The sequence below is a fragment of the Methylobacterium sp. CB376 genome (assembly GCF_029714205.1).
Lineage (GTDB): Bacteria > Pseudomonadota > Alphaproteobacteria > Rhizobiales > Beijerinckiaceae > Methylobacterium.
The window spans coordinates 6,713,148-6,739,775 of sequence record NZ_CP121648.1; the positions used below are offsets into that span (position 1 = coordinate 6,713,148).

22 protein-coding genes and 3 pseudogenes are annotated in these 26,628 nt (G+C 71.2%); 13 read left to right on the top strand and 12 right to left on the bottom strand.

The features are described from left to right. Positions 1-100 precede the first annotated feature (100 nt). The 6 genes from QA634_RS30885 (at position 101) to QA634_RS30910 (ending at position 6,338) form a co-directional block, all read left to right on the top strand. Positions 101-1,246: a hypothetical protein gene (locus QA634_RS30885; protein ID WP_012335775.1), complete on the top strand. Its 1,146-nt coding sequence runs from the start codon at positions 101-103 to the stop codon at positions 1,244-1,246. A 288-nt stretch (positions 1,247-1,534) separates the two neighbouring features. Beyond that, positions 1,535-2,377 carry an AraC family transcriptional regulator gene (locus QA634_RS30890; protein WP_012335776.1) on the top strand — a complete coding sequence of 281 codons (843 nt, stop codon included), beginning with the start codon at positions 1,535-1,537 and terminating at the stop codon, positions 2,375-2,377. 262 nt (positions 2,378-2,639) lie between these two features. Continuing rightward, a complete protein-coding gene (locus QA634_RS30895) occupies positions 2,640-3,548 on the top strand; it encodes a DMT family transporter (RefSeq protein WP_012335777.1) in 909 nt (302 codons plus the stop codon). Between the two features lies 1 nt (position 3,549). Next, positions 3,550-4,803, top strand: a complete 1,254-nt coding sequence (locus QA634_RS30900; protein WP_012335778.1) for an argininosuccinate synthase-related protein — start codon at positions 3,550-3,552, stop codon at positions 4,801-4,803. A 229-nt stretch (positions 4,804-5,032) separates the two neighbouring features. Continuing rightward, entirely contained in the window at positions 5,033-5,791 is a 759-nt protein-coding gene (locus tag QA634_RS30905) for a 2OG-Fe dioxygenase family protein (RefSeq protein WP_012335779.1), read from the top strand. 241 nt (positions 5,792-6,032) lie between these two features. Continuing rightward, entirely contained in the window at positions 6,033-6,338 is a 306-nt protein-coding gene (locus tag QA634_RS30910) for a hypothetical protein (RefSeq protein ID WP_012335780.1), read from the top strand. A 648-nt stretch (positions 6,339-6,986) separates the two neighbouring features. On the opposite strand, the pseudogene QA634_RS30915 reads toward QA634_RS30910, so the two are convergent. Then, positions 6,987-7,148 (bottom strand): annotated as a pseudogene (locus QA634_RS30915) (pyridoxine 5'-phosphate oxidase C-terminal domain-containing protein); the annotation flags it as partial. Positions 7,149-7,337: 189 nt separating this feature from the next. Between QA634_RS30915 and QA634_RS30920 the strand changes: the two are divergent. Beyond that, on the top strand, positions 7,338-8,141 hold the full coding sequence (locus QA634_RS30920) for a helix-turn-helix domain-containing protein (RefSeq protein ID WP_012335782.1): 804 nt from the start codon (positions 7,338-7,340) through the stop codon (positions 8,139-8,141). An 82-nt stretch (positions 8,142-8,223) separates the two neighbouring features. Here QA634_RS30920 and QA634_RS30925 read toward each other — a convergent pair whose 3' ends face one another. Further along, positions 8,224-8,496 (bottom strand): hypothetical protein, encoded by a 273-nt coding sequence (locus tag QA634_RS30925; RefSeq protein WP_150108753.1) that lies wholly within the window; start codon positions 8,494-8,496, stop codon positions 8,224-8,226. Positions 8,497-8,667: 171 nt separating this feature from the next. Here QA634_RS30925 and QA634_RS30930 point away from each other — a divergent pair, with 171 nt between their 5' ends. After that, complete coding sequence (locus QA634_RS30930) at positions 8,668-9,483, top strand: universal stress protein (protein WP_012335784.1); 816 nt, start codon at positions 8,668-8,670, stop codon at positions 9,481-9,483. Between the two features lie 77 nt (positions 9,484-9,560). Here the strand turns inward: QA634_RS30930 and QA634_RS30935 are convergent, their stop codons facing one another. Further along, complete coding sequence (locus QA634_RS30935; protein WP_012335785.1) at positions 9,561-10,298, bottom strand: helix-turn-helix domain-containing protein; 738 nt, start codon at positions 10,296-10,298, stop codon at positions 9,561-9,563. Positions 10,299-10,640: 342 nt separating this feature from the next. Here QA634_RS30935 and QA634_RS30940 point away from each other — a divergent pair, with 342 nt between their 5' ends. Beyond that, positions 10,641-10,916, top strand: coding sequence for a YdcH family protein (locus tag QA634_RS30940; RefSeq protein ID WP_012335786.1), 276 nt, complete (start codon positions 10,641-10,643; stop codon positions 10,914-10,916). Positions 10,917-10,986: 70 nt separating this feature from the next. After that, on the top strand, positions 10,987-11,616 hold the full coding sequence (locus tag QA634_RS30945; protein WP_012335787.1) for an outer membrane beta-barrel protein: 630 nt from the start codon (positions 10,987-10,989) through the stop codon (positions 11,614-11,616). 694 nt (positions 11,617-12,310) lie between these two features. Here the strand turns inward: QA634_RS30945 and QA634_RS30950 are convergent. The 8 genes and pseudogenes from QA634_RS30950 to QA634_RS30985 form a co-directional block, all read right to left on the bottom strand. Beyond that, the gene (locus tag QA634_RS30950; RefSeq protein WP_150108754.1) at positions 12,311-12,676 is read right to left on the bottom strand and encodes a DUF4214 domain-containing protein; all 366 of its coding nucleotides are present in this window, start codon (positions 12,674-12,676) and stop codon (positions 12,311-12,313) included. A 796-nt stretch (positions 12,677-13,472) separates the two neighbouring features. After that, positions 13,473-13,550: pseudogene (locus tag QA634_RS30955) on the bottom strand (IS5/IS1182 family transposase); the annotation flags it as partial. Positions 13,551-13,919: 369 nt separating this feature from the next. Next, complete coding sequence (locus QA634_RS30960; protein ID WP_012335788.1) at positions 13,920-14,711, bottom strand: substrate-binding domain-containing protein; 792 nt, start codon at positions 14,709-14,711, stop codon at positions 13,920-13,922. Further along, positions 14,708-16,141, bottom strand: a complete 1,434-nt coding sequence (locus QA634_RS30965; protein ID WP_012335789.1) for an MFS transporter — start codon at positions 16,139-16,141, stop codon at positions 14,708-14,710. The genes QA634_RS30960 and QA634_RS30965 overlap by 4 nt, the downstream gene beginning before the upstream one ends. Before the next feature lie 223 nt (positions 16,142-16,364). After that, positions 16,365-18,983, bottom strand: coding sequence for a CoA-binding protein (locus QA634_RS30970; protein WP_265576462.1), 2,619 nt, complete (start codon positions 18,981-18,983; stop codon positions 16,365-16,367). Between the two features lie 102 nt (positions 18,984-19,085). Next, entirely contained in the window at positions 19,086-19,835 is a 750-nt protein-coding gene (locus QA634_RS30975) for an ATP-grasp domain-containing protein (protein WP_265576463.1), read from the bottom strand. A 59-nt stretch (positions 19,836-19,894) separates the two neighbouring features. Beyond that, positions 19,895-20,098: a hypothetical protein gene (locus tag QA634_RS30980; protein ID WP_265576464.1), complete on the bottom strand. Its 204-nt coding sequence runs from the start codon at positions 20,096-20,098 to the stop codon at positions 19,895-19,897. Between the two features lie 100 nt (positions 20,099-20,198). Beyond that, positions 20,199-21,263, bottom strand: coding sequence for an ABC transporter substrate-binding protein (locus tag QA634_RS30985; RefSeq protein ID WP_012335790.1), 1,065 nt, complete (start codon positions 21,261-21,263; stop codon positions 20,199-20,201). A gap of 136 nt (positions 21,264-21,399) precedes the next feature. Between QA634_RS30985 and QA634_RS30990 the strand changes: the two genes are divergently transcribed. From QA634_RS30990 to QA634_RS31000, 3 genes and pseudogenes are all read left to right on the top strand, one after another. Continuing rightward, positions 21,400-22,065, top strand: coding sequence for a response regulator (locus tag QA634_RS30990; RefSeq protein WP_012335791.1), 666 nt, complete (start codon positions 21,400-21,402; stop codon positions 22,063-22,065). Next, positions 22,062-23,501, top strand: a complete 1,440-nt coding sequence (locus QA634_RS30995) for a sensor histidine kinase (RefSeq protein WP_012335792.1) — start codon at positions 22,062-22,064, stop codon at positions 23,499-23,501. Before QA634_RS30990 ends, QA634_RS30995 begins: the two co-directional genes overlap by 4 nt. Positions 23,502-23,813: 312 nt before the next feature. Next, positions 23,814-24,603: pseudogene (locus tag QA634_RS31000) on the top strand (IS5 family transposase); the annotation flags it as partial. 564 nt (positions 24,604-25,167) lie between these two features. On the opposite strand, the gene oxlT reads toward QA634_RS31000, so the two are convergent. Beyond that, positions 25,168-26,481, bottom strand: coding sequence for an oxalate/formate MFS antiporter (gene oxlT / locus QA634_RS31005; protein WP_012335793.1), 1,314 nt, complete (start codon positions 26,479-26,481; stop codon positions 25,168-25,170). Between the last annotated feature and the right edge of the window lie 147 nt (positions 26,482-26,628).

Sequence of the window (26,628 nt, forward strand, 5' to 3'; positions counted from 1 at the left end):
CCCGGCGCGGCGGGCCCCGCCGCGCCGCCCCGACAGGTCCGGAGGACACCACCATGCCGCAGGCCCACCCTCCCGCGCCGCGCCCCGGGAGCGGCCGGGCATGAGCGCGGCGCATCCGCGCGGGGAGCCGGCCGGCCCCGTTCCGGCGGGGGGCCCTGATCTCCGGCGGGCGATTCGGCTGCCCATCCTGGCCACGGCCGCGGCGGCGCTGCTCGCCGGGCTCTGGGCGGGGCTGTGGCGGCTCGGCCTCGACCTGCCGCGGGGCTCATCCCTCGCCGCGCTGCACGGACCGCTCCTGATCTGCGGCCTCTTCGGCACCCTGGTCGGGCTGGAGCGGGCCGTCGCGCTCGGCCGGGCCTGGACCTTCGCGGCGCCCTGGCTCTCCGCGGCCGGGACCGTCGCGCTCCTCGCCGGGGCGCCGCAGGCGGCGGGGGGCTTTGCCTACGCGGCGGCGGCCCTCGTGCTGACCGCCGCGTCGCTCCTGGCGGTCGGGCTGCAGCCGGCCGCCTTCACCGCCACGCTCGCGGCGGGCGCGGCCGCCTGGCTCGCCGGCTGCCTGCTCTGGGCCCGGGGCGCGGCCGTGCCCGACCTCGCGGGCTGGTGGCTCGCCTTCCTGGTCCTCACCATCGCGGGCGAGCGCCTGGAACTCAGCCGGCTCCTGCCGCGCCGGCGCGGCAGCCTGCCGGCCTACCTCCTGGCCGTGGCGCTCGTCGCCGCCGGCGCCCTCCGGGGCCTCGCCGGTCCGGGCGCGGCGCTGCTCGGGGCCGGCCTCCTCGGGCTCACGGCCTGGCTCGCGCGCCACGACGTCGCCGGCCGCGGCATCCGGGGCCGGGGGCAGGTCCGCTTCATGGCCGCCTGCATGCTCGCCGGCTACGCCTGGCTCGGGACCGCGGGGCTGGTCCTCGTCGCGCTGCCCCCCGGCGAGGCCGCCTTCGGGTACGACATGGCGCTGCACGCGGTGCTGATCGGCTTCGTGCTCTCGATGGTGTTCGGGCACGCGCTGGTCATCCTGCCGGCCGTCGCGCGGGTGCGGCTCCGCTTCAGCCCCCTCCTGTACGGGCCGCTGGCGCTCCTGCACGGCGCGGTGGCGCTGCGGCTCGGGGCGGATCTCGCCGGGTGGGAGCCCGGCCGCCGCGGCAGCGGGCTCGCCAGCGCGGCGGCGCTCCTCGCCTTCGCGCTCGCCCTCGCGGTCGCGGCGGGCCAGGCCCGGGACGGCGCCGCCGCGCAGGACGCTGCCGCCCCCTGACCGCTCGCGCCGCGGCGCGAGGCGGTCCCCGCCGGGCGGAGCGCACGATCGTTCAAGTGCGGACGGCCTCGCCGCGCCGCCGGTGGACAGCCCCGGGATGTCTTGACCTCGGGAACCGCGCCGTGCGTCCGTGTTGATCACCTCCTGGGACCGGGCAGGATGCCGAGCGGGCTGCGCCGCCCGCGCGCGACGACCCGGGCTCGCGGAGGATCGAACCGAGAGATACAATTTTAGATTGAACAAGGGGACAAAATCAACCGAAGCCGCGCCGCGCCACCAGAGGGGCCGATGATCGATCTCACATCCAGGAACGAGCCGGCGAAGGATCGGGTGTCGATCCGCCGTCCTCCCAATCATCGGGGGCTGGAAACACTCGCCGCGCACTACGTGCGTCAATCCTTCAAGCCGCATGCCCACGACGAGTTCGTGATCGGGATCATCGAGGTCGGCGCGCACGCGGTCTGGTGCCGCGGGGAGCAGCATCGCGTCGGCGGCGGCACCGTCGTGACCATGCATCCCGGCGAGGTCCATCACGGCGGCGCCGCGGTCGCCGAGGGCTGGGTCCAGCGCATGCTCTACGTCAGCGAGGACCTGATGAGCCAGCTGATCCGCGAGGCCACCGACCGCCCGCGGGTCAAGCCCGACTTCAAGACCACCTTCCATCTGCGGCCCGATCTCGCGACCTGCTTCAGCCATTTCCACCAAGTGCTGCACTTCTCGACCCTGACCCTGGCGCGCGACGTCGCGCTCGACGCGATCATCCGCCTGCTCGTCGAGATCATCTGCCCGACCTTCAACGCGGAGGGCGGGGCGCGGCCGCCGGACGGCCGGATCGCCAGCGCCGTGGAGTTCCTGGAGGCGCATGCCTGCGACAACGTCACGATCGACGACCTCTGCGCGGTCTCGGGCCTGCGGCGCCGGCAGACGATCGAGGCGTTCAAGCGCTGCACCGGCCTTCCGCCCCACGCCTACCACGTCGTCCTCAAGGTGAAGGCGGTGAAGGCCATGCTGCGCGCCGGCCTCTCGGCCGCGGAGGCCGCCGCGCAGGCGGGATTCGCGGATCAGAGCCACATGACGCGCCACTTCGTGTCGATCGTCGGGATGACGCCGGGCGCCTACGCCCAGGGCTGATCCGGGATCCGCGTGATCGAAGCGGCTCCCGGATCACGCGCCTGCGCGGCGCCTGAGCGCGGCGCCTGAGCGACGCCGACATCCGCATGGCCGACATCCGCGTGGCCGACATCCGCATGGCGAAGCCATGAACCGGATGTCGGATGAGGGCGCGCTTTCGTTCTATCGCGCGCCTCGCGCCCCCTCCTACGGTTTGGGCGGGCGGACCGGTCCAGCGGCCCGCCCGACCGAGCGGGAAGGCGGGCCAGTGGAAGCCGGGCAATTGCAAGCGACGGGGCGGGCGGTACGGCCGATCCTCATTCCCACCCCCGCCCTCTGGGCCGACCTGGCGGTGCTCGGCATCGCCCTGGTCTGGGGGGCGAGCTACCCGATCGCCAAGGACGCCCTGCGGGAAGCGCCCGTCCTGGTGCTGATCTTCTACCGGTTCCTGGTGACCGCGGTCGTGATGGCGGCCGTGGCCCGACGGGACCTCGCCCGGGCACCGGTTCCGGACCTCGCCCGGGGGGCGCTCCTCGGCGGCATCCTGTTCCTGATCTTCCTCGCGGAGACCGCCGGGGTCGCCCGGACGAGCGCCACCAACACGGCGGTGATCATCTCGCTCTGCACCGTGTTCACCCCCCTGCTCGATTACGGGCTGGCGGGGCGCCGGCCGCCGGCCCTGGTGCTCCTCGGCGCGGCGCTCGCCTGCGCGGGGGTGGGCCTCCTCGCGGGCGGGGTCTCGGCGCTGAGCGCCGGGGACCTTCTCGTCCTGGTGGCGGCGGGCCTGCGCGCCGTCATGGTCGTCGCCACCAAGCGGCTGATGGCCGGCCGCTGCCTGACCGCGGCGGCGCTGACCGCGACCCAGGCGGCCAGCGTCTGCCTGCTCGCGCTCGTCCTCCTCCTCGACCCCTCGGATCCCGCCGCGCTCGTCGTGCGGGCCGACGGGCGGTTCTGGGCGGCGGTCGGTTTCCTGTCGCTCTTCTGCACGATCGCCGCCTTCTACGTCCAGAACGCCGCCCTGCGCCGGACCAGCCCGACCCGGGTCGGCTTCCTGATGGGCACCGAGCCCCTGTTCGGCTTCGCGCTCGCCCACATCCTCCTCGCCGAGCCGCTCTCTCCGCTCAGCGTCCTCGGCGCGGGCCTCACCCTGACCGGTACCTTCGTCGGCCTCGCCGCCGAGAGCAGGAGCTAAGATGAACTTCATCTCCCCCCTGGCGCGCAGTTCCGTCCGCGTGATCCGGAGCTTCGACCACCTGACCGGCGGGCCGACGCGCACCGCCCCGGTCGTGACGATGTTCAGCGGCGGCCTCGACAGCTCCTACCTGCTCCACCGCCTGCGCGGGCTGGGCTTCGCGCATGTCCACGCGGTGGCGGTGGATGTCGGCGCGCCGCTCGACGAGCCGGCCCTGCGGCGCGCGGCGTCCCTGTTCGGGGCCGAGTTCGTCCGCCTCGACGGTCGCGGCCACTTCGTGGAGGGCCATGTCCGCCCCGCGATCCGCGCCCACGCGAAGTATCTCGGCATCTACCCGCTGAGCAGCTCGCTCAGCCGCCCGGCCATCGCCGAACTCGTCGCCCGCTACGCCCGGCGGGTCGGCGCCGACCTGATCCTGCACACCGCCAACCTGTCGCAGAACAGCCTGCCGCGCCTCAACAACAGCCTCGCGCGGCTCGGCTTCCCGGGACAGTACGGCAGCCCCTACGAGCAATCGGCCATCTCCCGGCAGCAGAAGGCGGCGGAACTGGCCGAGGCCGGGCTCGGCGCGATGGCCGAGCGCGCGCTGAGCGGGGACGAGAACCTCTGGTGCCGGGAATTCGAATCCGGCCCGCTCGACGATCCGGAGGATTTCCGGATTCCCGAGGAGGCGTTTCACTGGACCCGCGGGCGCCCGGCGCCCGGCGAGGGCGCGGCATCGGGCGCCGGGCCCGTCGCACTCGCCCCGGAGGAGATCGCCCTGACCTTCGAGCGGGGCGACCTCGTGGCGCTCGACGGCCGGCCGATCGCCCTCATCGACGCGATCGCCGAGCTCAATCAGCGCGTGGGCCGGTTCGGCCACGGCCGCTACGTCGGCCTGGAGCACCTGAGCGGCGGCGAGAAGGTGCTGGAGGTCCGCGAGGCCCCGGCCGCCGCGATCCTGATGGACGCCCTGCGCCACCTGGAGACGGCCTGCGTCGAGACCCGCGCGATCGTGGTCAAGCAGCGGCTCGAGCAGGATTGGGTGCAGGAGGCCGTCAGCGGCCGCTGGGGCAGCACGCTCCACGCGATGTGCGGCGAGGCGATCCGCCAAGCCCTCGCGTGCGTCTCCGGGACGGTTACCTACCGGGTCGACGCGGAGCGCTTCCTGCCGCGCGCGATCGTGGCGGACGCGCCCCTCTACATCCGGGACAGGGATCTCTGGGAGAGCCGGGAGGCCGGGCGGGCCTGCCTCGGCATCCCGCGGGCGGCCTGAGCGGGGTCGGCCAGCGCGGCCGCCGATGCCGCGGCGGAATCTGCGGCCCATCGAACAGCCGTGCGGACGACGCGTCGCCCGCCCGGGCCGGGCCCGCCCCGGGGCGGGTCCAAATCGCGGATTTCAAGCCTCGGATTTCAAGTCTCCGATCGTCTCGTGGTCCCGACGGCGAAGGGGCGACCGCTTCGCCGGACGGGCTCGCGCGCAAACCTCACAGGAGGGGAACCAGATGAGTGTGGCGGTGAAATTCCCCGGGATCGCCCGGGACGGCTACCGGGACGACCTCGTCGAGAACCTGAGCGACCACGGATGGTGGTTCTCGCGCGGCGAGCACACGGTGAAGGGGTTCGGGCTCGACCTCGGGCCGGCCTGGGAGGCCTTCGCCGACGAGTGGAACCATCTCCTGCGCGACGAGCACATGCGGGACGGCGGCACCTACCGCTACCGCCGCTACAGCGCCTTCGAGTACGACGACCTCCGCCGCTCCCTGCGGCAGCTTCCCCATCAACCCTACGAGCAATCGGCCGCCGTCAACCGGCTGAACGGCGGGTTCAAGCGCCATTTCGAGCCGCTGCGCGACAGTTTCGTCGGCAACCGCAACTTCTCGCGCATCGTGACCACCTTCGGCGAGATCTTCTCCCGCGCGGCCGGGCACGCGCGCTGGAACGTCAAGCTGCACCCCTACCGGATCGTGGCGCGGGACGGCGCGCGCGGCGAGCCCGCCCCGGAGGGGCTGCACAAGGACGGCGTCGACTTCATCGTCTCCTACATGATCCGGCGGGTGAACGTGGTGGGCGGCATCAGCACGATCACCGACGACGACCGGAGCCTGATCGGCGACGTCGAACTCGGCCACCCGCACGACTTCGTCGTCGGCAACGACCGGGTGACCTACCACGGGGTGTCCTCCGTCCACGTCGAGGACCCGCGCAAGGCTTTCGCGTTCCGGGACGTGCTGGTGATCGCCTTCGAGAGGATCGGGGCCTGAGCCCGGACAGCAAGCCCGCTTCGCGCTCCGACGGGACGATTGCCGGTCCGCCGGGGCGATGCGGCAGGGGCCGGGGCGGGATTCGATCTCCAGGATCGGATCCCGCCCCGGCCCGCGACCACGATGCAGGACCAAGACCCAGAGCGGGAGCGCGGAGGGCATTCCGCCCGGGTCGGGGCCGGGGCGAGCCCCCGCCCGCCCGGGACCCCGGCCGCTTCCCCACCACTCGCAAGGGCTCGCGATGAGCAGACACACCGACGTTTCGCGCCCGACCATCGACGATGTCGCGGATCTGCTGCCGCCGCTCGTCAGTGCGATCGGCCAGCTCGTGGACCAGCTCGACCTCCTGGTCTCGATCACCTGCGGCGCGAGCAACATCCCGGAGGAATCGGCCAACCTGATGTCCGATATCGGGCACACGATGACGACCCACGCCCACACGCTGATGCGCGCGAGCATCGAGCGCCGGCGGAACGGCCCGGGGCGCGTCGCGCTCCCGGGGCCGGATTCGGCTGGCCCGCTCGCCGCGCATCTGCGCGAGAGGTGATCCGGCGGTCGCGGAGGCGGCACGCGGCGCCGTCGACGGGCGGCCTTCGGCGCGCCGGACAGATGCTGCGCGCGGCCGGCGCGCGGCTCCGGGCGCCGCAGCGCGGCGTGCCCGGCGCCTCGCCGGCCCTGATCCGGGATCCGGTCGATCACAGCGGCTCGCGGATCACGCGCCCGCGCGGCGCTCGAGCGACGCCCGAATCCGCCATCCCGAAGGGATCACGCGGATGTGGTCTGATCCGGGATCCGCGTGATCGCAGCGGATCCCGGATCACGCGCCTGCGCGGCGCCTGAGCGCGGCGCCTGAGCGACGCCGACATCCGCATGGCCGACATCGGAGATGGCGAAGCCATCAACCGGATGGCGGATGACGCGTCAGGATCCCCGACCGGATCCGGGCCGCGCACCCGCCGGTCCCGGCTCCTGCCCGCGGGTGCGGGTGATCGGGCGGGATGGTCGTCGGGGCCGCGACGGTGGCGCGGCGGCGTCGGCCCGCGCCCGAGAGCTCCCTCGCCGCGCCCGAGAGGCGTCCGAGGGGTTCCGGGCCGCCCGGGGACCCTCAGGGGCTGAGCCCCGGCCCCCTTCAGGGGCAGAGCCCCGGCCCCTCAGGGGCAGAGCCCCGGCCCCTCAGGGGCAGAGCCCCGGCCCCTCAGGGGCAGAGCAGGGTCCGGTCCCGGTCCTCGCCCTCGCGGGTGAAGCGGACGCGGTCGTGCAGCCGGAAGGCGCCGTCCTGCCGGAACTCGATCGCCGTGGGGGCGAGGCGGAACCCGGTCCAGTGCGGCGGCCGGGGCACCGGCCCGTCCGCGTGCCGGGCCGCGGGATCGAGTCCCGCGGGCCGGCGGCCCGAGGGGAGGGCCGGCCGCAACCCCGGCGCGGGGGTGGGGCAGGGCCGGCGCGCAGCCTTGATGCAGGTCAACGAGCGGCTGCGCGTCGATCAACTATCATGCCGACGCAGCGTTCGCTCCGACGCGCGGGCGCGGGGGTCGGTTCGGGCGGAGAGATGCGCGAAGAGGTTCTGCAAGGGGAATTGTCGCCGTTCCGGGGCGTGTCGGCCGCCTGCCTCGACGCCCTGCTGCGGCATTCCGTCGAGCACCGCGTCGGGCCCGGCACGGTGCTGTTCGACCAGGGCGAGGTCCCGAACTTCCAGTACGTCCTGACGGCCGGGTCCGTTCACCTGTTCGGCCGGTCCGTGGAGGAGCGCGAGGTCCTGATCGAGGTCGTCTGCGCCCCCGACCTCGTGATCCCGGCCGCCGTGATGACCGCCTCGCCCTTCCTGATGCAGGCGCGCGTGCCGGAGCCCTCGCGCTTCCTGCTGATCCACGCCGAGGTATTCCGGGAGGCGGTGGCGACGGATGCGGGCCTCGCGCAGGCGGTGATCGCGACGCTGTCGCGGCAGTTCCGCCGGATGGTGCGCCAGACCAAGAACCTGAAGCTCCGCTCCTCGACGCAGCGGGTCGGCTGCTACCTGCTGGCGCTGTCGGAGCGGCAGGGAACGCCGGCGCGGGCGCTCCTGCCCTACGAGAAGCACGTGATCGCCTCGGAACTCGGCATGACGCGGGAATCCTTCTCGCGGGCCCTGGCGAGCCTGGAGCGGGACGGGATCCGGGTCGACGGCCAAGTCATCGCGATCCTGGACCGGGGCCGGCTCGTCGGGGCGGCTTTGCCCGACCCGCTGATCGACCCCGGCCTCGCCGAGGAGACGGCGCGCGCGGGGACGGGCCCCGCGCCGCCCCCGGCCGAGGCGGCCGCTGCCCGGGCCGCCCCGCCGCGCCGGACGCGGGATCCGCGCCGCCCCCGCGACTGATGAGACATCCGACGGATCGCTTCGCCATCTCCCATTTCGGCCATGCGGATGCCGGCGTCGCTCAAGCCCGCGCGGGACGCGCTCAGGCGCCGCGGGGATCGGCGGGCAGGTCCGCGCCGGTCCGGGCCAGGGTCCCCCGCCGCCCCAGCGCGAGGCTGACGAGGCCCGAACAGGCCAGCAGGAGGGCCACGGTCATCAGGCCGAGCCAGCCGAGGGCGCGCCCGATCTCGCCCTTGGCGAGCACGAGCGCGACCAGCACCGGCAGGAAGGCGAGGGTCAGCAGCACGGTCATGGCTTCCTCCTGAACGCTCCCCTCGTCGTCCCGCGCGCCCGCCTCCTCCTTGCGCTGGGTCAATGACGGCGCGGCGGGCGCCCGATGAGCCGCGCCCCGCCGCGGGCCGGGCCGCCGCATCGGGGCGGAGACCGGGGTCCTTGCGGTGGATCAAGGCTGCGTCCCGCCCGCCCCAACACGATGGGCCTCAAACGGGCTCAATCGGGTCGGCGAGAGCGGCCTCGGGAGACGATCATGTCCTACGCAAGCATCGTGGTGTCCCTCGACACAGGTCCGGAGACGGGCGACCGGGTCCGTCTCGCGGCCGACCTCGCCCGCCGGTTCGAGGCGACCCTGACGGGCGTCGCCGCGCGGCGCGTGCCCGCACCGGCCGCGGTCAACGACTTCCGGGACGCGGAGGCGATCTTCGCCAGGGAGGAGGCGCGCCTGCGCGAGGAACTGGCGCAGGTCCGGGCCGCCTTCGAGCGCGAGGCCGGCGAGGGCGTGCCGACGGCGTGGTGCTCCGCGGCCGCGCACGCGCTGCCGGTCCTCGTCCAGCAGGCCCGGTCCGCCGACCTCGTGGTGGTCGGGCGCCCGGGATCCGGGGATGCCGATCCGGGCGAGATGGGCGTCGAGCCCGGGCCGGTCCTGATGGAGGCCGGGCGGCCGGTCCTGGTCGTCCCGCCCGGGATCGACCGGCTGCGGGCGGCGCGCGTCGTGGTCGCCTGGAAGGACCGGCCCGAGGCGCGCCGCGCGGTCTCGGGCGCGCTGCCCTTCATCACGGCGGCCGACCAGGTCTTCGTCGCCACGGCCGGGGCGGAGGCCCGGTTCGAGGGGGCCGAGGACGTGGCCGGGCACCTCGCCCGCCACGGCGCCCACGTCACGGCGCATTTCCTGACCTGCCACGCCAGGAGCGCCGCGGACGAGATCCTGCGCTTCGCCGAGCGGCAGGACGCCGACCTCGTCGTCATGGGAGCCTACGGCCACAGCCGGCTGCGGGAATGGATGTTCGGAGGCGCCACCCACGACGCGCTGCGGACGGCGCCCCTCTGCCTGCTGATGAGCCACTGAGCCGGCCGAGGCCCCCTCCGAGGCCCCGGCCGAGGCGCCCACAGCGCGGCCGCGCCGGCGGGGCCCGGCGGCCCGCCTCAATTCGCCGCCAGGCGCTCCAGCCGGGCGGGGTCGAGCAGGCGGACGCCGCCCGGGACGATCAGGATGGTGCGCTCGCGGTCGAGGCGGGTCATCATCCGGCTCACCGTCTCGATGGTCAGGCCGAGATGGTCGGCGATGTCCTGCCGGCCCATCGGCAGTTCGAGGGTCACGGAGACGCGGCCGATGCGCGCGTAGCGCTCGCGCAGGCCGATCAGGAAGCTCGCGATCTTCTCCTCGGCGGTGCGCCGCCCGAGCAGCATCATCTGGTCCTGGAGCAGGGACAATTCGTGGCGGGCCCGCTCGTGCAGGCTCATCAGCAGGTGCGGCTTGCTCTCGACGACGCCCGCGAAGGCCCTGCGCTCGAACCGGCACACCCGCACCGGGGCCAGCGCCTCGGCGGTGACGGTGTAGCGCTCCTGGCGGGCGAGGCCGAGGAAGTCGCCCGTGAGGGCGAAGCCCATCACCTGCCGGCGCCCGTCGGGCAGGAGGCGGGAGAGCCGCAGCGCCCCCTCGATGACGTTGTAGACCGCGGCGGCCGGCTCGTCCTGCCCGAACAGCGTCTGGCTCCGGTCGAGGCAGAGGTGCTGGCTGAGGCTCTCCAGACTGTCGAGCTCGTCGAGGTCCATCACCGCGCAGATGCTGAACGGGCGCGCCCCGCAGGCGGCGCAGTTCGAGCCCGGCCGGTTCCCGCAGACAAGTCCCGCGGACTCGCAATGATCCTTGACTGTCAGCATCGACTCGAACTCCCGGTCTCGGAACGCCCCTCGGCGCGATCTCCCGACGAGATCTCCTGACGCGCCCCCGCCCCCCGCCCCGCCTGCCGCGCGCAGGCGGGGTCGTCGCGGCGGGACTGGTCCAGAGCCCGCCCCGCCTGATCGTTGCAGCCACCGCGGAGCGGATGCATTGATCCAGCGCAGGTTTCGGCCCGTCCCGCGCGGGGCCTCGGGGCGGCCACCTTGCGCTGGATCAAGGAGGAGAGGGGGCCCACGGCCAGGATGGGCCTGCTCCGACGCGGCCGGGCCTGCCCTGGACCGCCGCCGCTCCCCGGAGCGCCGTCACCAGGAAGGAGACGTCCGGTGTCCCACGTTCCCCATGAATTGGCCAACGAGTTCCCCGACCAGGGCGGGCGCATCCAGGCGCTCAGGCAGGCGGATGGCCGCTTCGCCGCTCTGGTCGAGCGCTACCACACGATCAACCGCGCGGTGCACCGGATGGAGGCGCGCATCGAGCCGGTCTCGGACGAGACGGAGCGGGCCGCCCGCCTCGAGCGCCTGCGCCTGAAGGACGAGATCGCCCGCTGGCTCGACGCGGCCCCGCGCGGCCGGCAGGGGGCCGAGCTGGCGGGCCACTGACGCGATCGCGCCGCGGGCGGCGCGGCCGAGCGGGGCTGTTCGGGCACGCGCCCTGCGGCTATCGTCCGGCATGACCCGACTCGCTTGTCCTCGGCCGCTCGGCCGCGTCGCGGCCTGCCTCCTGCTCGGCGGCTTCCTCCTTCGGGCGGACCTCGCGGCGGCGCAGGGCGTCCCGCCCTTCGCGGGCTTCGGGGCGCTGCCGTCCTTCGCGTGGCCGCGGCCGGCCGGCGACGAGGAGACCCGCTGGTCCGGCTCCTACGCCGCCCTGTCGACCGGGTTCGCGGCCGTCTCGTCGAAGCATTTCGGCAGCTCCGCGGGGCCGACCGTCGGGTTCGAGGGGGGGCGGATGTGGCAGGAGGGCCGGCTGGTCTACGGCGTCTCCGGCGGGTTCGACTTCCTCTCGGCGCTCGGCGGGGGCGCCGCGCCGGGCTTCGGGGGACTCGCCTATTCCCGCGACCTCGCCGGCGGCTTGGAGGTGAAGGTCGGGGCGCTCCTCACGCCCGACGTGCTCGTCTACGCCAAGGCCGGCGCCGTGGCCGTGCACGAGACGCTGCGGGTCGGGCCGACGGCGGTCTCGCGATCCTTCGCGCGCGAGGACCTCGCGGTGCGGCCGGAGGCGCGCGTCGGGGTCGAATGGGCGGTCACCGACCGGCTCTCGGTGGCGGTCGAGGCGGGCGTCGCGGGGCGCGGGATTCCCTGAACGGTGCGGCGCGCCGGCCAAGCAGGCCCCGCGAAGCTGGGAAGGCGAAGGGCCGCAAACGGCAGGCCCTGGCCGCCACGGATGGCCGCGCGCTGGTGCGGGCCCCGCAGGCCGCCAGCAGCCAAATCGTCTCGATCCTGAAGTCGTCTCGGTCCTCCTGCGACGCGCCGCACGCCAGACCTGACGCTCCGGACAGGCTCTGAGGAAAGTCATGGAACTCGGCTGGACGGACGACATGGAAGCGTAGTCACCGTCTGATACGCTATCCGGTTGATGGCTTCGCCATCTCCGATTTCGGCCATGCGGATGTCGGCGTCGCTCAGGCGCCGCGCTCAGGCGCCGCGCGGGCGCGTGATCCGGGATCCGCTTCGATCAAGCGGATCCCGCATGACCTTTCCGTTCGAGCCGCCGGCGCAGGAGGCGTGTGAGTGATGCCGAGCGGGAAGGGATCCGCCCGATGACGCGCAGACCGCGATCCGGCAGGAGCATGTGAATGCGCAGGGCCGGCGGGCGCCGTCGCCCGCCCGGCGCGCTTCTCCGAGGAGGCGACGCTGCTCAGCCCGCGGGACCGACAGGTCGCCCCGGTGACCGCGCAGTGCTGTCGGGCGTGGTTGGATGGACGCGCGGCACCGATCCTACCTTCGATCGGCCCGGCCCTGCCGGGCTCTCGGCGTTTTCAAGATGTCTGAGATGGTTAATATTCGCGCAGGTCAGGAATTCTGGAATTGGAGTTTCTGATTTTTCTCGCGATGATGTCGGAAATAAATCCTTGGAAACCTTTCGCAACGATCGTCATTGCATTTTGTTTGATCGATTCTTTGGTCGGGTGTGAGCCGAAAGCCGCGACATGAATTTTCCTCGCAATCTCATTGATTGAGGTATTAAGGAGAAATTTGTCCGCAAATTCTTCGGAGAGCATCATCTCCCTAGCAATCTCGAGAGGATGTATATTGTTGGTGAGTCTGTCGATCGTGTATGCGAAGCCTTCTTGATCTGCATCTCGCAACAATACCCTGCCGTACAGCTCACAAGCTATCTTCTGCGCTTCGTTGTAGTCCATATGACCCTCCGTCAGATGACGCACATGATGGCAAATTTGCCGATCTGTCAATACGGAGTCGGTTGCGACTCTGGGTCATCTGCGCGGTCGATCAACAGACTCAGGCAACCGGCGCGGTTCTCCGGGCAGTCTCCACGCTCATTCCGTGTCGGCTTGCTTGGAAGTATGGTGGCTTGAAAGGTGGCGTGATCCTGGGCTTTCCCGCTGGCCGGGAGGCGCATGGGAATCGTGGGCGGAATCTGGGCGCTTGCGGAGGGAGTTGCGGCGGAGTTCAAGGACCTGCTTTACTGGCAGTGCAAGGCGCCGCGCGACAACTTCGCCCCGATGATCGCCACCATGCTCCAGGTGCGCAGCTCTAAACTAGTGGATCTGGCCGCCCAGCCGCGCGAGATGTACCGGACCGACATGCGCGACGGTGGATCCGCGCCTCCTGGGCAGCGCGCGGAGCGACCCCGACGCCGTGATGGCGCCCCGCGCCGCCGCGGTGCCGAAGCCCGCCGCCGACCGGCAGGGCATCGCGCCGCTCCTTGATCCAAGGTGCCGGAGCGCCGTCGGGAGCCGATGCTGGCGCTCCGGTACGGCAAGCGCGCCCTGCCGGGCGCATGGCGGGTCGAGACGACGCGGAGGGCCGGTCGGCTCCGCAACGCAAGGGGACCTGCTCGCGGCCGTCGCGCCCTGGTTGCCGGCGCGTGCCAAGGGCCGCCCGATGGCCGGCGGCCTCCCCGGTACGGCCGAGCTGGTCTCGCTGTGATGGGACCGCGGCTTAGGACGACCGTCCGCGGCCCGAGGGCGCGAGGGGTCGAGGGTGGTTTGTGGGCATGAACGGCGCGATCACCGTCCACTGCTCGTCCGAGAGCGAGAACAGGTCCGCCACCGCCGCCTGCATGCGGCAAGCGGCGGCCCTGAATCACAAAACCACAGACCCTGCAACACCTTGGTGCGATTCAGACCCTGGCGCGGCGCGCTTAGCCATCCTCGAACAGGCCACAAAAGGAAAACCCTGATGCCGAAGCGCTCTGATACGGGACCCGCTTGATCAAAGCGGGTCCCGTAGCACAAGCCTGCGCGGCGCCTGAGCGACGCCGACATCCGCATGGCCGAAATCGGAGATGGCGAAGCGCTCAATCGGATGTCGTATGAGGTGCACACCGGCTTCGCCGTCCCTCACGGATGAAACCTGAGCGTGCATGCGATCAGAGCTTTTCACGCCAGCATAGCAAGTTTCTATTGAGAGAGTGCTCCGCTACCGCACGGCATCGGCCCCGAGCGGCTCCATCCCGCTCGCCCGCACCGCCGCGGCGGCCTCCGGACCGGCGAGGAAGCGGATCAGCGCCCGCGCAGGCTCCGGCTCGCGGCTGCCCGCAACGACGCCTGCCGAGAACAGCGTGTAGAGCTGCACCTCCTCCGGCAACAGGCCGACGATCTGGATTCCCGGCACGGGCTTCAGCTCGCTGAGCTGCTGGAAGCCAACCTCCGCCTCGCCGCGGGCCACCACTGCGCCCACCGGCTCGGCCGGGATCATCCGCGCCTTGTCCTTGACCTGCTCGGCGATGCCGAGGCGCTTGAACAGGTCCCGCTCGATGTACACGCCGCTCGCGCTGTCCGAGTAGGCGATCGACGTTGCCGCGAGCAGGGTCCGGCGCAGGCCCTCGACGCTGCTGATGTCGGGCATCGGCGCGCCCGCGCGCACCGCGAGCGCGATGCCGGAGCGCGCGAGCGCGGTGCGGCTGTTGGCGCTCACCTTGCCCTGCCTGATGAGGTCGTCGAGGGCGTAGCCGACCACGATCACGACGTCGATCGGCTCGCCCCGCGCGAGCCGGGCCGGCACCGCCTGCGGGGTCTGGCCCATCGAGGGTCCCCACTCGGCCACGAGCCTGTGGCCCGTACGGCGCTCGAACTCGGGGGCAAGTGCCCGGTAGGCTGCCGCGAAGCCGCCGGAGCTGACGACGCGCACCTCGGCGGCCAGGGCCGCTCCTGCGAGGAGAAGCGGGAGGACCAGGCCGAGGCCGCGGAACAGGAATTTGGAACGGATCACGAGTCTTCTCCATCAGGGCAGAGGTCGGGCCACCCGCAGCGCCCGGAGAACGGGGCGGTCGCGCTCGCGGCCGGCGCGCGTGCTGAGCTGCGCCGGTCGCGAGCGGTCAGCGGGAGGTCAGGCCATCGCAGCGTCCCGGGCGAGCCCCCCTTCGCGTGGCTCCGCTCCCGGTAGATGAGCAGCGTCGCGACGAGGCCGCAGGCGCCCGCGAAGGCCAGCCAGAAGGCCGGGGCGGCACGGTTCCCGGTCACCTCGATCAGCCAGGTCGAGACCAGTGGGGTGAAGCCGCCGAACAGCGCGGTGGCGAGCGAGTAGGCGAGCGAGAAGCCGGCCGTGCGCACGCTCGCCGGCACGATCTCGGTCAGCGCCACCACCATCGCGCCGTTGTAGCTCCCGTACAGGAAGGACAGCCACAGGAGCACGATCAGCATGTTGGTGAAGGAGGTGTTGGCGACGAGCCACGCCAGCGCCGGGTAGGCGGTGAGTAGCGTCAGGGCCGAGAACACCAGCAGGATGGGCTTGCGGCCGACCCGGTCCGAGAGCGCGCCCATCACCGGCAGCCAGAAGAAGTTCGACACCGCGACGCAGAAGGTGACGAGGAGGCTGTCCTCCGCCGACAGCTTCAGCACGCTCTTGCCGAAGGTCGGGGTGTAGACCGTGATCGTGTAGAACGAGACCGTGGTCATCACCACGAGCAGCATGCCGAGCAGCACGATCTGCCAGTTGCGGCCGAGCGAGGCGAAGATCTCACGGGCCGTGGGACGATGCTTGCGGTGCAGGAACTCCTCCGTCTCCTCCAGCGAGCGGCGGATGTAGAACAGGAACGGCACGATCAGGCAGCCGATGACGAAGGGGATGCGCCAGCCCCAGGAGCCCAAGGCCTCCGGCGTGAGCGCCTGGCTCAGGACGTAGCCGATCAGCGCGGAGACCATGATGGCGACCTGCTGGCTGCCCGACTGCCAGGAGACGTAGAAGCCCTTCTTGCCGGGGGTCGCCATCTCGGCGAGGTAGACCGACACGCCGCCGAGTTCGACGCCCGCCGAGAAGCCCTGCAGCAGCCGGCCGATCAGCACCAGGAACGGGGCGAGGAGCCCGATGGTCGCGTAGGAGGGCACGAAGGCGATCAGGATCGTGCCCATCGCCATGATGCCGAGGGTGACGATGAGGCCCTGCCGGCGCCCGACCTGGTCGACGTAGGCGCCGAGGAAGATGGCGCCGAGGGGCCGCATCAGGAAGCCCGCCCCGAAGGTCACGAAGGTGAGCATCAACGAGGCATACTCGTTGCCGGTCGGGAAGAACGCCTTGGAGATGTAGGTGGCGTAGAACCCGAACAGGAAGAAGTCGAACATCTCTAGAAAATTGCCGCTCGTGACGCGCAGCACGGTGGCGATCTTGGATCGTGAGCGATCCTCGGGGGCGAAATGCGCCATGATATCCTCCCAGGGGCTTTGTGATGGTGGTGCCAGGGTGGCCCGCCGCCGGAGCGGACGGGCTGCGGGGTCGGGTTCCGCCGGACGGCGGCCCGCGCCGGAGGCCGCGATGCGGCCTCCGTCCGATGCGCGGGGAGCGAGGCGTCGGTCCGGGCTGCGGACGGCTCGCCGTCGTGTCAGGAGCGGGACCCGCGCGAAGGCCGTCGCGCGGGCCTTCGCGTGATCAGGCCACGAAGCGGCACTGCGAGGCGGGCGTGCGCGTGTCCATGTTGCGGCCGCGGTTCGTGTGATCGTCCACCTCCGCCGCGCAGCCGAGCATGCGGGCGAACAGGAAGATCGTGAACGCCGCCGTCTCGAGTGCGGCGCCAGAGAAGTCGCCGTCCTGGTAGGGCCGCCACAGCATCTTCAGGAGCAGCGCCGCGATCACCGCGTCGATGTTCACGCAGTAGACGGTGCGCGACACGCCCGCCTCGTGAAGGGCCCGCACCAGGGCGCGGTAGTAGGCGTGGAAGGCGTTGGTGTCGCCGCGCGCCGCGAGCAGGTCGTGGATCCAGACCTCGCGCGGGTCGTGGTTCACGGCCTTGTCCTTGAAGACCGGGTGGTTGACGCCCGGGATCTTCTGGATGTCGAGGCTGCCCGCGCTCTTCCGGTCAGTCTTGTAGCGGGCGTACTCCGCGGCGGTGCGGTCGGCGAGCGCCTCGAGGTCGACGTCGTGGTCCGGGTCGCCCGGGTCGGCGAGGCCCGCGTCGCGGAACTGCTCGATCAGGAAGGCGATGCCCTCGTAGCCGTTGCCGCCGTGGGCGTAGCCCGCATGGCTCAGGAACCCGATCACCGCCTTGTTGAGTTGCACCCGCTCCGGGCTCTCCGGCCCGTCGGCCGAGACCGCGCCCTTGCAGCCTTGCGCCGAGATCGTGCCCGGACCGTTCGACAGGAGGAGCCCGATCAGGGTCTCGAAGACGAACACGTCGCCGGCTGCGCCCTCCCGGCCGAGGAGCGCGAGGCAGCCGATCTCGCCGAGGGTACGGCGCCCGAGGAGGTCGACGTTCGGCACGCCGCAGAAGCTGTCCGCTTCGTGCCCCTCCGCCGGGACCGCCGCGCCCAGCAGCACGCCGAAGAGCTGCAGCCACCAGGGCAGGCTCTCGGCCGTGAGGCGCGAGATGCGCTTGCGCATCAGCGGCCCCCAGGCGAGCGTGGTGGCGACCGTGGCCAGCACCGCGTCCCGCGTCGGGTGGCCGCCGAGGCCGCGCAGGTAGCGCAGGAACACCGAGCGGGCGCCGCGGGCCTGGAGGGCGTCGAGGAGCGCCTGCGCCCGCGGATCGGGCTTCGGGCCGACGAGGAGAGCGGCGAGATCCGGATCCGCCGCCACGCGACCGAGGTCGAAACTCTCGTCGAGGGCGCTCGGCAGCCCCGCCTCCACGAAGCGGTCGGTGAGGAGCCGGCAGATCCGCCGCGCCGTCTCGGCGCGGCGCGGGCCGACGAGGCTCGCGGCGGCGGCGAGCACCACGTTCGGCGCGTTGCCGGCCTCGCGGGCGGCCTCAGCGGCCGCGAGTTCCGGCCGCCCGTGCAGGTTCACCTCGGCGGCCACCGCGGCGTTGATCAGGGCACGGTCGTTGTCGCCCGCGGCCTCGCGCAGGAGGGCGAGGGCGAGGTTCGCCTCCATCGGCAGGCGCGCCGCCTCCAGCATCGAGACGCCGTGCAGGCTGGTGACCTGCGTCTTCGGGTCCATCTGCGAGGCGCCCGAGACGTCCTTCATGGTCTGGCGCGGCAGCACGATGCCGATCTGGCGGTTGAGCCGCGCGATCTGCTCGCCGTAGGGCATCGCCGCCGCGACCACCGGCAGGTCGAGCCCGGCCGGCAGGGTCAGGCCGGCATTCGAGCCGAACCAGGGCTTGAGGGCGAGGCTGCTCTCGGGCGCGAAGTCGGGCCGCGCCCCGTTCTCGCGCATCACCGCGGTGAGCGCCGCCGGGATGTGGGCGATGTTCGTGACCACCGCGCCCTTGGCCGAGACGACCGGGTTGTCGGGCGTGAACACCTCGTCCACCCCGAACTTCTCCATGAACCAGCGCTCCTTGGCGGCGGCATCGTCGTCGCCGCCCGCCATGGCGCCCGCGTGACCCACCGCCCGGGAGAGCCGGCTCTTCCAGCGCCCGACCACGCAGGCGACGACCGGCTTGGTGAAGTGCGCGTCGAGTTCGTAGTAGCCGCCCGGCTCCACGTAGAGCACCGCCGCCTTGCTGCGCGCGTCGTTGGCGAGCGCGAAGGCGAATTCCGGCGCCGCGTACTGGATGTAGACGTCCTTGCCGCTGGAGATGAGCGTGGTGGTGCCCCAGCCGCTCATGCGCAGGTAGGTGGCGATCGTCGTGGTGAAGTTGCCGGAATTCGAGAAGATCGCCACCGAGCCGGCCTTGAGCGCCTCGCCCGGGCTGTCGCCGCCGAGCGCGCCGCCGATGCGGACCTGATGGTAGGCGTCGGCGACCCCGAGGCTGTTGCCGCCGAAGATGTCGACGCCGTTCTGCTGGCCGAGGGCCCGGATCTCGCGGCTGTCGTGGACCGAGAGCTTCTCGGTGACGATGAAGATCTTGCGCAGGTCCGGGTTGACCCGGATCAGCTCGGCGACGCCGTCGCGGGCGCCGGACGGCGGCAGGTAGACGACGCCGCAATTGAAGCGGTGCCCGGCCTCCAGCCCCTCGCGGACGTTGTTGTAGACTGGGATCTCGCCGAGCGGGGTCTCGAGAACCTGCCCGCGGCGGCCGGGCGAGGTGCCGAACACCACGTTGCCGCCCGAATAGGCGTGGCCGACGGGCGTCACGTCGCTCGACTCACCCCCGAGGATGTTGAGCACGCAGACCCGGTCCTGGCGCGTGGCGACCTAATCGAGCGAAGAGATGCCGACGTGGTACTTGAAGCTGCCGATGCCGTGCTTGTGCATGTCGTCCTCCCTCGCTTACTCGGCCGCGTGACGCAGCGGCTCGCCGAGACCGATGGCGCGCGCCACCGCCTCGCGCCCGCCCTGGCGCATCCACTGGTCGGCCTTGCGGGCGTAGGCGACGACCTCGCTCATGTCGGAATCGAACCCGAACAGCCGGTAGGGCAGGCCCAGCGCCTCGGCCGTGTCGCGCAATGCCCCCATCCCGCGCACCAGGTTCGGGCCGCCGCGGCCGGCGACGATGTACAGCGGCGTCGGCCCGTGCCGGCCGACATGCTCGCGCAGCGCGTCCGCCATCGCCCGGAAAGTCTCGAAGATGTCGGTGTTGTTCGACTTGCCCGGCAGGCCGAGGCGCTGCCAGCGCGGGTCGTCGCGGTCGAAGCCGCACTTGAAGTCGCAGGCGACGGGGGTGAGGCGGCCGCTGCGGTCGGGGCGCATGCGGATCGGGTTCAACTCGACCGTGGTCATGCCGAAGCCGTGGTAGAGTTCCCAGAGCTTCGGCAGCTGCTGCACCAGCGGCGAGATCAGGGCCTTCGGGGCGTTCAGTTCCGAGAGGGCGTTCGCCACCACGAAGGCCTTGAGGCCGGTGAGCGGGTCGAAGGGAACCTGCGCCACCTCGCTCTTGTCGAGTTCCTCGATGTCGACGCCGCCGCGGTGGGTCAGCGTCATGGTCGGGGCGCGGTAGCGCGTGCTGTCGGAGATCGAGAAGTAGACCTCGTGCTCGGCCGGCACCGCGCCCTCGAAGGTGACGCCGTTGGCCTTGGCCACCGCGTGGCCGTGGCGGTGCTCCGAGAAGTAGAGCCGCTCCTTCTCGCGCAGCGCCGTCCTCAGGTCCGAGGCGCGGCCGACGAGCCCGCCTTGCCCTTCTTGCCGACGCCGCCCTTGAAGACCGGCTTGATGAAGATCGAACCGTGGCGGTCGATCAGCCCCTTGATCTCTTCCTCGCTCGCGTCCGGGCCGAGCACCTCGGACGTGGGAAAGCCGGCGAACTGCAGGAGCTTCGCGCCGTGCAAGATGCCCGTGACTTGCATCCGTTCCCTCCTGAATGTGTTTGGAGGGATCTTCGAGATGGAACCTGTCACAAATCTGTCGCGGCGCGAATTTCTGCGAGGTGGCCGGGAAAGCTTCGTCCTATCGTCCCTCGATGACCCGCCGCCACTGCTTCAGCGTCCGGCTGCGCTTGATCTGGTCGAGGGCGGTGAGGAGTTCGGGCCCGACCACGATCGGCTGGGGGGCGGCCGCGACGGGGTCGTCGGGCTGGCGCGCGTCGGCGCGCGCGGGCGTCACCGAGCGGGCCGCGAGCCGCGCCTGCCCCTCCCATGAGAGCATGTAGTCGAGGAAGAGCCGGGCTGCCGCCTTGTGCTGGGCCGCCTTGGGAATGAAGGCGATGCGCGAGGTGATCAGCGTGTAGTCGGCGGGAAGCACGACGCCGAGCCTCGGGTCCTGCTTGGCCCGCTCCAGGGCGTAGGCGCCGAAGACATCGAAGGCCAGCAGCGCCTCGCCGGCGACGACGCGGTCGAGCATGTGCGTCGTGGTGGTGTAGAGCTTCGCCCCGACCTGCCCGAGGGCGCGCACGAGGTCCCAGGTCCGCGGCGTCACCGCGAGGTTCTGCGTGAGGAACAGGAAGCCGACGCCGCTGCGCTCCGGGTCGTAGGTGGCGACCTTGCCGTGCCACGCCTCCGGGTCCTGCGTCAGGCTGCGGACGAGGTCGGCGTGGCTGCGCGGCACACGCTCGTCGGGAAGCAGGCTGCGGTTGTAGGCGATCGCGACCGGCTCGGCGGTGACGCCGTAGGCCTCGTAGCGCCACACTGCCCAGGCAGGCAGCCCCTCCGCCTCCCGGGAGACGTACCGCTCGGCAAAGCCGTCATTCACGAGCTTGACCTGGAGGTCCATGGCCGAGCTCCAGAGGATGTCGGCCGTACCGCCTCCCGCCCCGGCCTCGGCGAGAAACTCCTCGTAGAGCTTCGACGAGTTCAGCTTGGCGTAGGAGACCGAGACGCCCGGGTAGCTCTGCCGGAACCCCTCCAGCAGCGCGGAGGCCTCCGCCTCGTCGGTCGTCGCGCGGATGACCAATGCGCCCTCCCGCACGGCCTCCGCGACGTCCTGGCGCCGCACGTCGACGGGCGCGTCGACCTGGGCCCGGGCGGAGGCGAGCAGGACGCCGAAGGCGATCAATCCGGCCGCGAGGATGCGCACGTTCCCTCCCCACCCACCGCTTTTCGGTTGCCTGCGGTGCTCACAGTCGCGAGGATCGAGGCTACAGGCTCGCGCCGCGATGCCAAGCCGCCGCAGCGCGGATGCGCGGAGGCTGGTACCGAGGGAGGGCGGGCGGATGCGGGTGCTCGTCGTGGAGGACGACGCGGCTCTGGCGCGGGGGCTCGTGGCGTCGCTCCGGCTCGCCGGACTCGCGGCAGACCACGAAGCGGACGGCGAGGACGCGGCGCGGCTCGCCCTCTCGGAGCCCTACAGCCTGATCGTGCTCGACATCGGCCTTCCGGGCCTCTCCGGCTTCGAGGTGCTGCGGCGCATTCGAGCAGCAGGGAGTACCGTGCCGGTGCTGATCCTGACCGCGCGCGACGCGGTGGCGGACCGGGTGCGGGGGCTCGATCTCGGGGCGGACGACTACCTGCTCAAGCCTTTCGCCCCCGCCGAGTTCGAGGCGCGGGTGCGCGCCCAGATCCGGCGCGGTCAGGGCCAGCCCAACCCCGTCCTGCGCTGCGGGACGCTCGCCCTCGACCGCTCGACCGGGGCGGTGACGCTCGACGGCGAACCCCTTGCGCTCCGGCGCCGGGAACGCGCGGTGCTCACCGTGCTGATGGCCAAGGCCGGGCAGGTGGTGCCGAAGGAGCGGCTGAACAACGAGGTGTTCGGGTTCGACGACGAGGTGGCGCCGAACGCCCTCGAACTCTACATCGCGCGCCTGCGCAAGAAGCTGCAGCCGAAGGGACCGGAGATCCGCACGATCCGCGGTCTCGGCTATCTCCTCGACGCCGGATGAGCCGGCGCCCGCCCTCCCTGCGGCGCGGGCTGATGCTGCGGATGCTCCTGCCCACCGCAGCCCTCGCCCTCGTGCTCGGCCTCGGCGGCGCCCTCGTCATCCGGGATGTCGTCGAGACGACGCACGACCGTCTCCTCGACGGCTCCGTCCTGGCCATCGCCGAGCGCCTCGCGTTGGACGAGGACAACGAGGTGACGGTGGACCTGCCGCGGGTGGCGCTCGGCATGCTGGAGAGCCAAGCGCATGACCGCATCTACTACAGTGTCAGCTACCAGGACCAGCTCGTCACGGGCTACCGCGACCTGCCTCGCCCGGCCTCGGAGATGGAGCCCGGCCCGACCCGGCACTGGGACGCGGTGATGCGCGGGGCGCCCGTGCGCGTCGCCGCGCAGGCGCGGCGGGTCTACGGCAAGCCGGGCTTGGTCCTGGTTCAGGTGGCCGAGACGCGCGATGCGCGACGCACCCTGGAGGCGCGGCTGTTCGGCGGCCTGTTCGTGCTCGAAGCCGTCCTCCTGGCTCTGGTCGGGGTGCTGACGTGGCACGGGATCAGCCGCGGCCTGGCGCCCCTGGATCATCTCAGCGCCGAGATCGACCGGCGGGCGGCGCCCGGCGCGATCAGCCTGCAGCCCCTCGACGCCTCGCGCGTGCCGGCGGAGGCCGCCGCCCCGGTGCTGGCCTTCAACACCCTGCTCGCCCGGCTGGAGCAGGTCATGGTGGCCGTGCGGCGCTTCACGGCCGACGCCTCGCATCAGATGCGAACGCCGCTCGCAGTGCTGCGCATGCATGTCGATCTCGCGCGCCGCCACGGCGTCGGCGCGAGCCCCGAAGGCCGCGCCGCGCTCGACGACATCGAGGGCGCGGCTTTGCGCCTGGAGCACCTGCTCGCCCAACTCCTCGCCCTTGCCCGCGCCGACGAGGACCCAGGCGCGCTCGTGATGACGAATCTGGATCTCGCCGAGGTCGCCGCGACGGTTCTTGCGGACCAGGTCCCGCGCGCTCTCGCCGCCGGCGTCGAGATCGAATACGAACGGCCGAGCGAAGCCGTCATGGTTCCGGGCCATGCGACCCTGGTCGGCGAGATCCTCGCCAACATCGTCGACAACGCGATCCGCTACGCCGGGGCCGGCGCCCGGGTGGTCGTGCGCGTGGCGAACGAACCGGGCGGAGCCATTGCCGAGGTTGAGGACGACGGGCCGGGAATTGCGCCGCAGCACCGGGAGAAGGTTTTCTCGCGCTTCTATCGGGTCGCCCGGAGTGGCGGCCCGGAGGGCAGCGGCCTCGGCCTCGCCGTGGTTCGGGCCCTCGCCGACCGGATCGGTGCCGCCGTGACCCTCGGTGACGCTCGCCGAGGCGGATCGGGGCTGCTGGTCAGGATCGTCTTCCCGCCGGTCCCCATGAAATCCACCGAGACTGGCTCGAAGCAGCCGGACCCTTGACGCCGTCCCGGGCCGGCGTGGTTGACATGTCGTTCGCCCCGCTCCCACGACCGTGGGAAATCGAGGGCCCGCTTCGCGGGAGCTCGAAAGGTCCCTGCCGGATTGCAAGCGGCCAGTGCGGCGGCACCGATCGAAGGTCTGCTCCCGGCGCGTTGCCGACCCACGACCGATCGACGGCAGACCGTGCGTTCGCATCGTCCGCGGCCTGCTCGACGGGCCGCAGCGTCAAGCCTAGGATGTGAACCGAACCAAGGTGTTGCAGGGCCTATAGTTTTGTGATTCAGGGCCGTCGCTTGCCGCATGCAGGCGGCGATGGCGGACCTGTTCTGGCTCTCGGACGAGCAGTGGGCGGTGATCGCACCGTCCATGCCCACAAACCAGCCCGGCCCCGAGCGCGAGGACGATCGCCGGATCATCGCCGGCATCCTGCACGTGCTCACTTCCGGATGCGCTGGCGCGATGGCCCGGCCGCGTATGGACACCCCACCACGGTCTACAACCGCTTCACCAGGTGGTCGCGGCGCGGCTTCTGGACGGCGATGCTGGCGGCCCTGGCCAAAGCCGGGTGGTCGGGCGAGGCGGCCGCCCTCCATGCGGCCTGCGTCAAAGCCCAGCGCTCGGCTCACGGGGGCAAAGGGGAGCGACAGCGCAGGCCATCGGCCCTTCGCGGGGTGGTCAGACGACCAAGATCCACGCGCTCGTCGACGTGCTCGGCCGCCCCGGTGTCCTCCTGCTGACGCCGGGCGACGCCAGCGACGGGCGGACCGCCCCGGCGGTGCTGGTCGAGGCCCCCGGCCGGAGCCGCCGCCTGATCGCCGACGACAAGGGCTGCGACGCCGATCGGCTGCGGGCTGATCTGCGGGAGAAGAGCATCACCCCAGTCATCCCCGGCACCCGCCCGGCACCCGCCCGGCACCCGCCCGGCACCCGCGCCCGCACGCGCGCGCTTCGCCACGACAAGCGCCGCTCCCGTGACCGCTGGCGCATCGAGGCCGCCTTCTGCCGTCTCAAGGACTTCCGCCGGATCGCCACCCGCGACGACGAGCTCGCCCGCAACTTCGCTTCCGCGCTCGCCCTCGCGGCTGTCGTCGCGTTCTGGTGCCGATTGAGTCCTGACCCTGGCACAGCTTGCATGAGACGCGGGCCTGACCGGCAGCCCTGATCACGCTCGACCGGGCAGGGAGAAACCCGGGCCCGCGCCTCACCACTTGATCACGAGCCCGCCCATGCCAGCCGCGCTGCCGATCATCTACGCCTTCCTGCAGGACGGGCCGTCCCGCGCCTGGGCACTGCGCGACGTGGCGGGATAGACCGCGATCACGCCAAGCTGTCGAGATCGACCCGGGCTTGCTTTCGGGAAGCCAGGGCACCTCTAAACCATTCTGGCATCGGCAGAGTCTTGCGCTCGGCAGCCCATATTTCCTTAATGGCTTCCTGAACACGATTAAGGTCTTTTGAGAAAAACTCGAGAGACTGAGGCCCGGGAATTGCCTCTCGCGCAGTAAAAATCCCATTCTCTTGCCGAATGTAGTGTGCGCAGTAGATTGAATCTCGCTTCATTCCTTAATTCTCCCGCCACATTGGCAACGGCGCTCAACGAGAAAGGGTCTGGACGTGTCCAGGCCCTTCCCGTTGCTTGCTCGTGCCTACGATTGCCCGGAGGCTGTCAGGCGACCGCGACCTTGGTGCCGGCCGGCAACTCCGCATCGGTCTGCGCATTGGTGACGACGCGCTTGCGCCAAGGCTTCAGCACCGCGATGGCGAGGATCGAAGCCAGGATGTTGGCTCCGGCCGCCGCGAGAAATACGCCGTCCCAATTGCCCGTGCTCTGCTGCAGGTAGTTGGCGAACGGCACGAGCAGCGCCGCAGTCCCCTTTGCCGTGTAGAGCAGCCCGGCGTTCGTCGCCGCGAACTTGGAGCCGAACGTGTCGGTGCAGGTCGAGGGGAATAGCGAGTAGATTTCACCCCAGGCAAAGAACACGAAGCCCGACAGGAGGACGAACCACAGCGGATCATGTCCCCACAGGTACAGCATGTAGATGCCAAACCCCTCCATGGCGAAGGCGATGAACATCGTGTTCTCGCGACCGATCTTGTCCGAGACCCAGCCGAAGAAGGGACGGGTCAGACCGTTGAGCACGCGGTCGATCGTCGCCGCAAAGGTGATGGCCACCATCGTAACACCGAGGATCGTCACCGGCACCTTGTCGACGTGGATATCGGCCGCGATTGGCTTCAGGTTCGCGGTGATCATGAGGCCGCCTGCGCCGACGATGACGAACATGAAGTACATCAGCCAGAAAATCGGCTGACGAACCACTTCACTGGGCGTGTAGTTGCGCCGAGATTGGAGATTGGCGGTGCTCGTCACCTCCGGAACTTGGCCCTTGCGCGGAGACGCCAGGAAGAAGGCGAGGGCGGCAACGATCACGCCCTGACCAATGCCGAAGTTGAGGAAGGCAGCTTGGAAGCCCTTGTCGGCAATCATCCACTGAATAGGCGCCACCGTGAGCGCCGAGCCGGCGCCGAAGCCTGCTGCGGTGATACCGGCGGCCAGACCACGCTTGTCCGGGAACCACTTCAGGGCATTGCCCACGCAGGTTCCGTAGACGGCGCCAGCTCCCAGACCCGCGATGACCTGACCAACGTAGAACATGTTGAGGCCTGTCGCGTAAGCGTTGATCACCCAGCCGACGCCGCAGAGCACGCCACCGAACAGGACCACGATCTTCGGGCCGTACTTGTCGACGAACCAGCCCTCGACGGGCACGAGCCAGGTCTCGAACAGGACAAAAAGGGTGAAAGCCCATTGGATCGCGGCGCGATCGAAGCCGAATGTTTTCTGGATTTCGGGTACGAAGAAAGTCCAGCCGTACTGCAGGTTGGCGATCATGACCATGCAGACGACGCCAAGCACCAGCTGCATCCAGCGATAGCTGTCAGATACTCTGTTGGTAGTTATGGGTGTAGAGGTCGGCATTGTTGTTTCCTCGATTGTTGCGATGTCTTTTATTGTTGTTGCTTGACAGATTCGGGGGAGACAAGCCCCACAGGTGGGCGGCAGACCTGGACAGTGTTCAGCCAGACCGGCTGTTGGTGGTGGCTGCCGAGACAAGGGCGAAGTTGC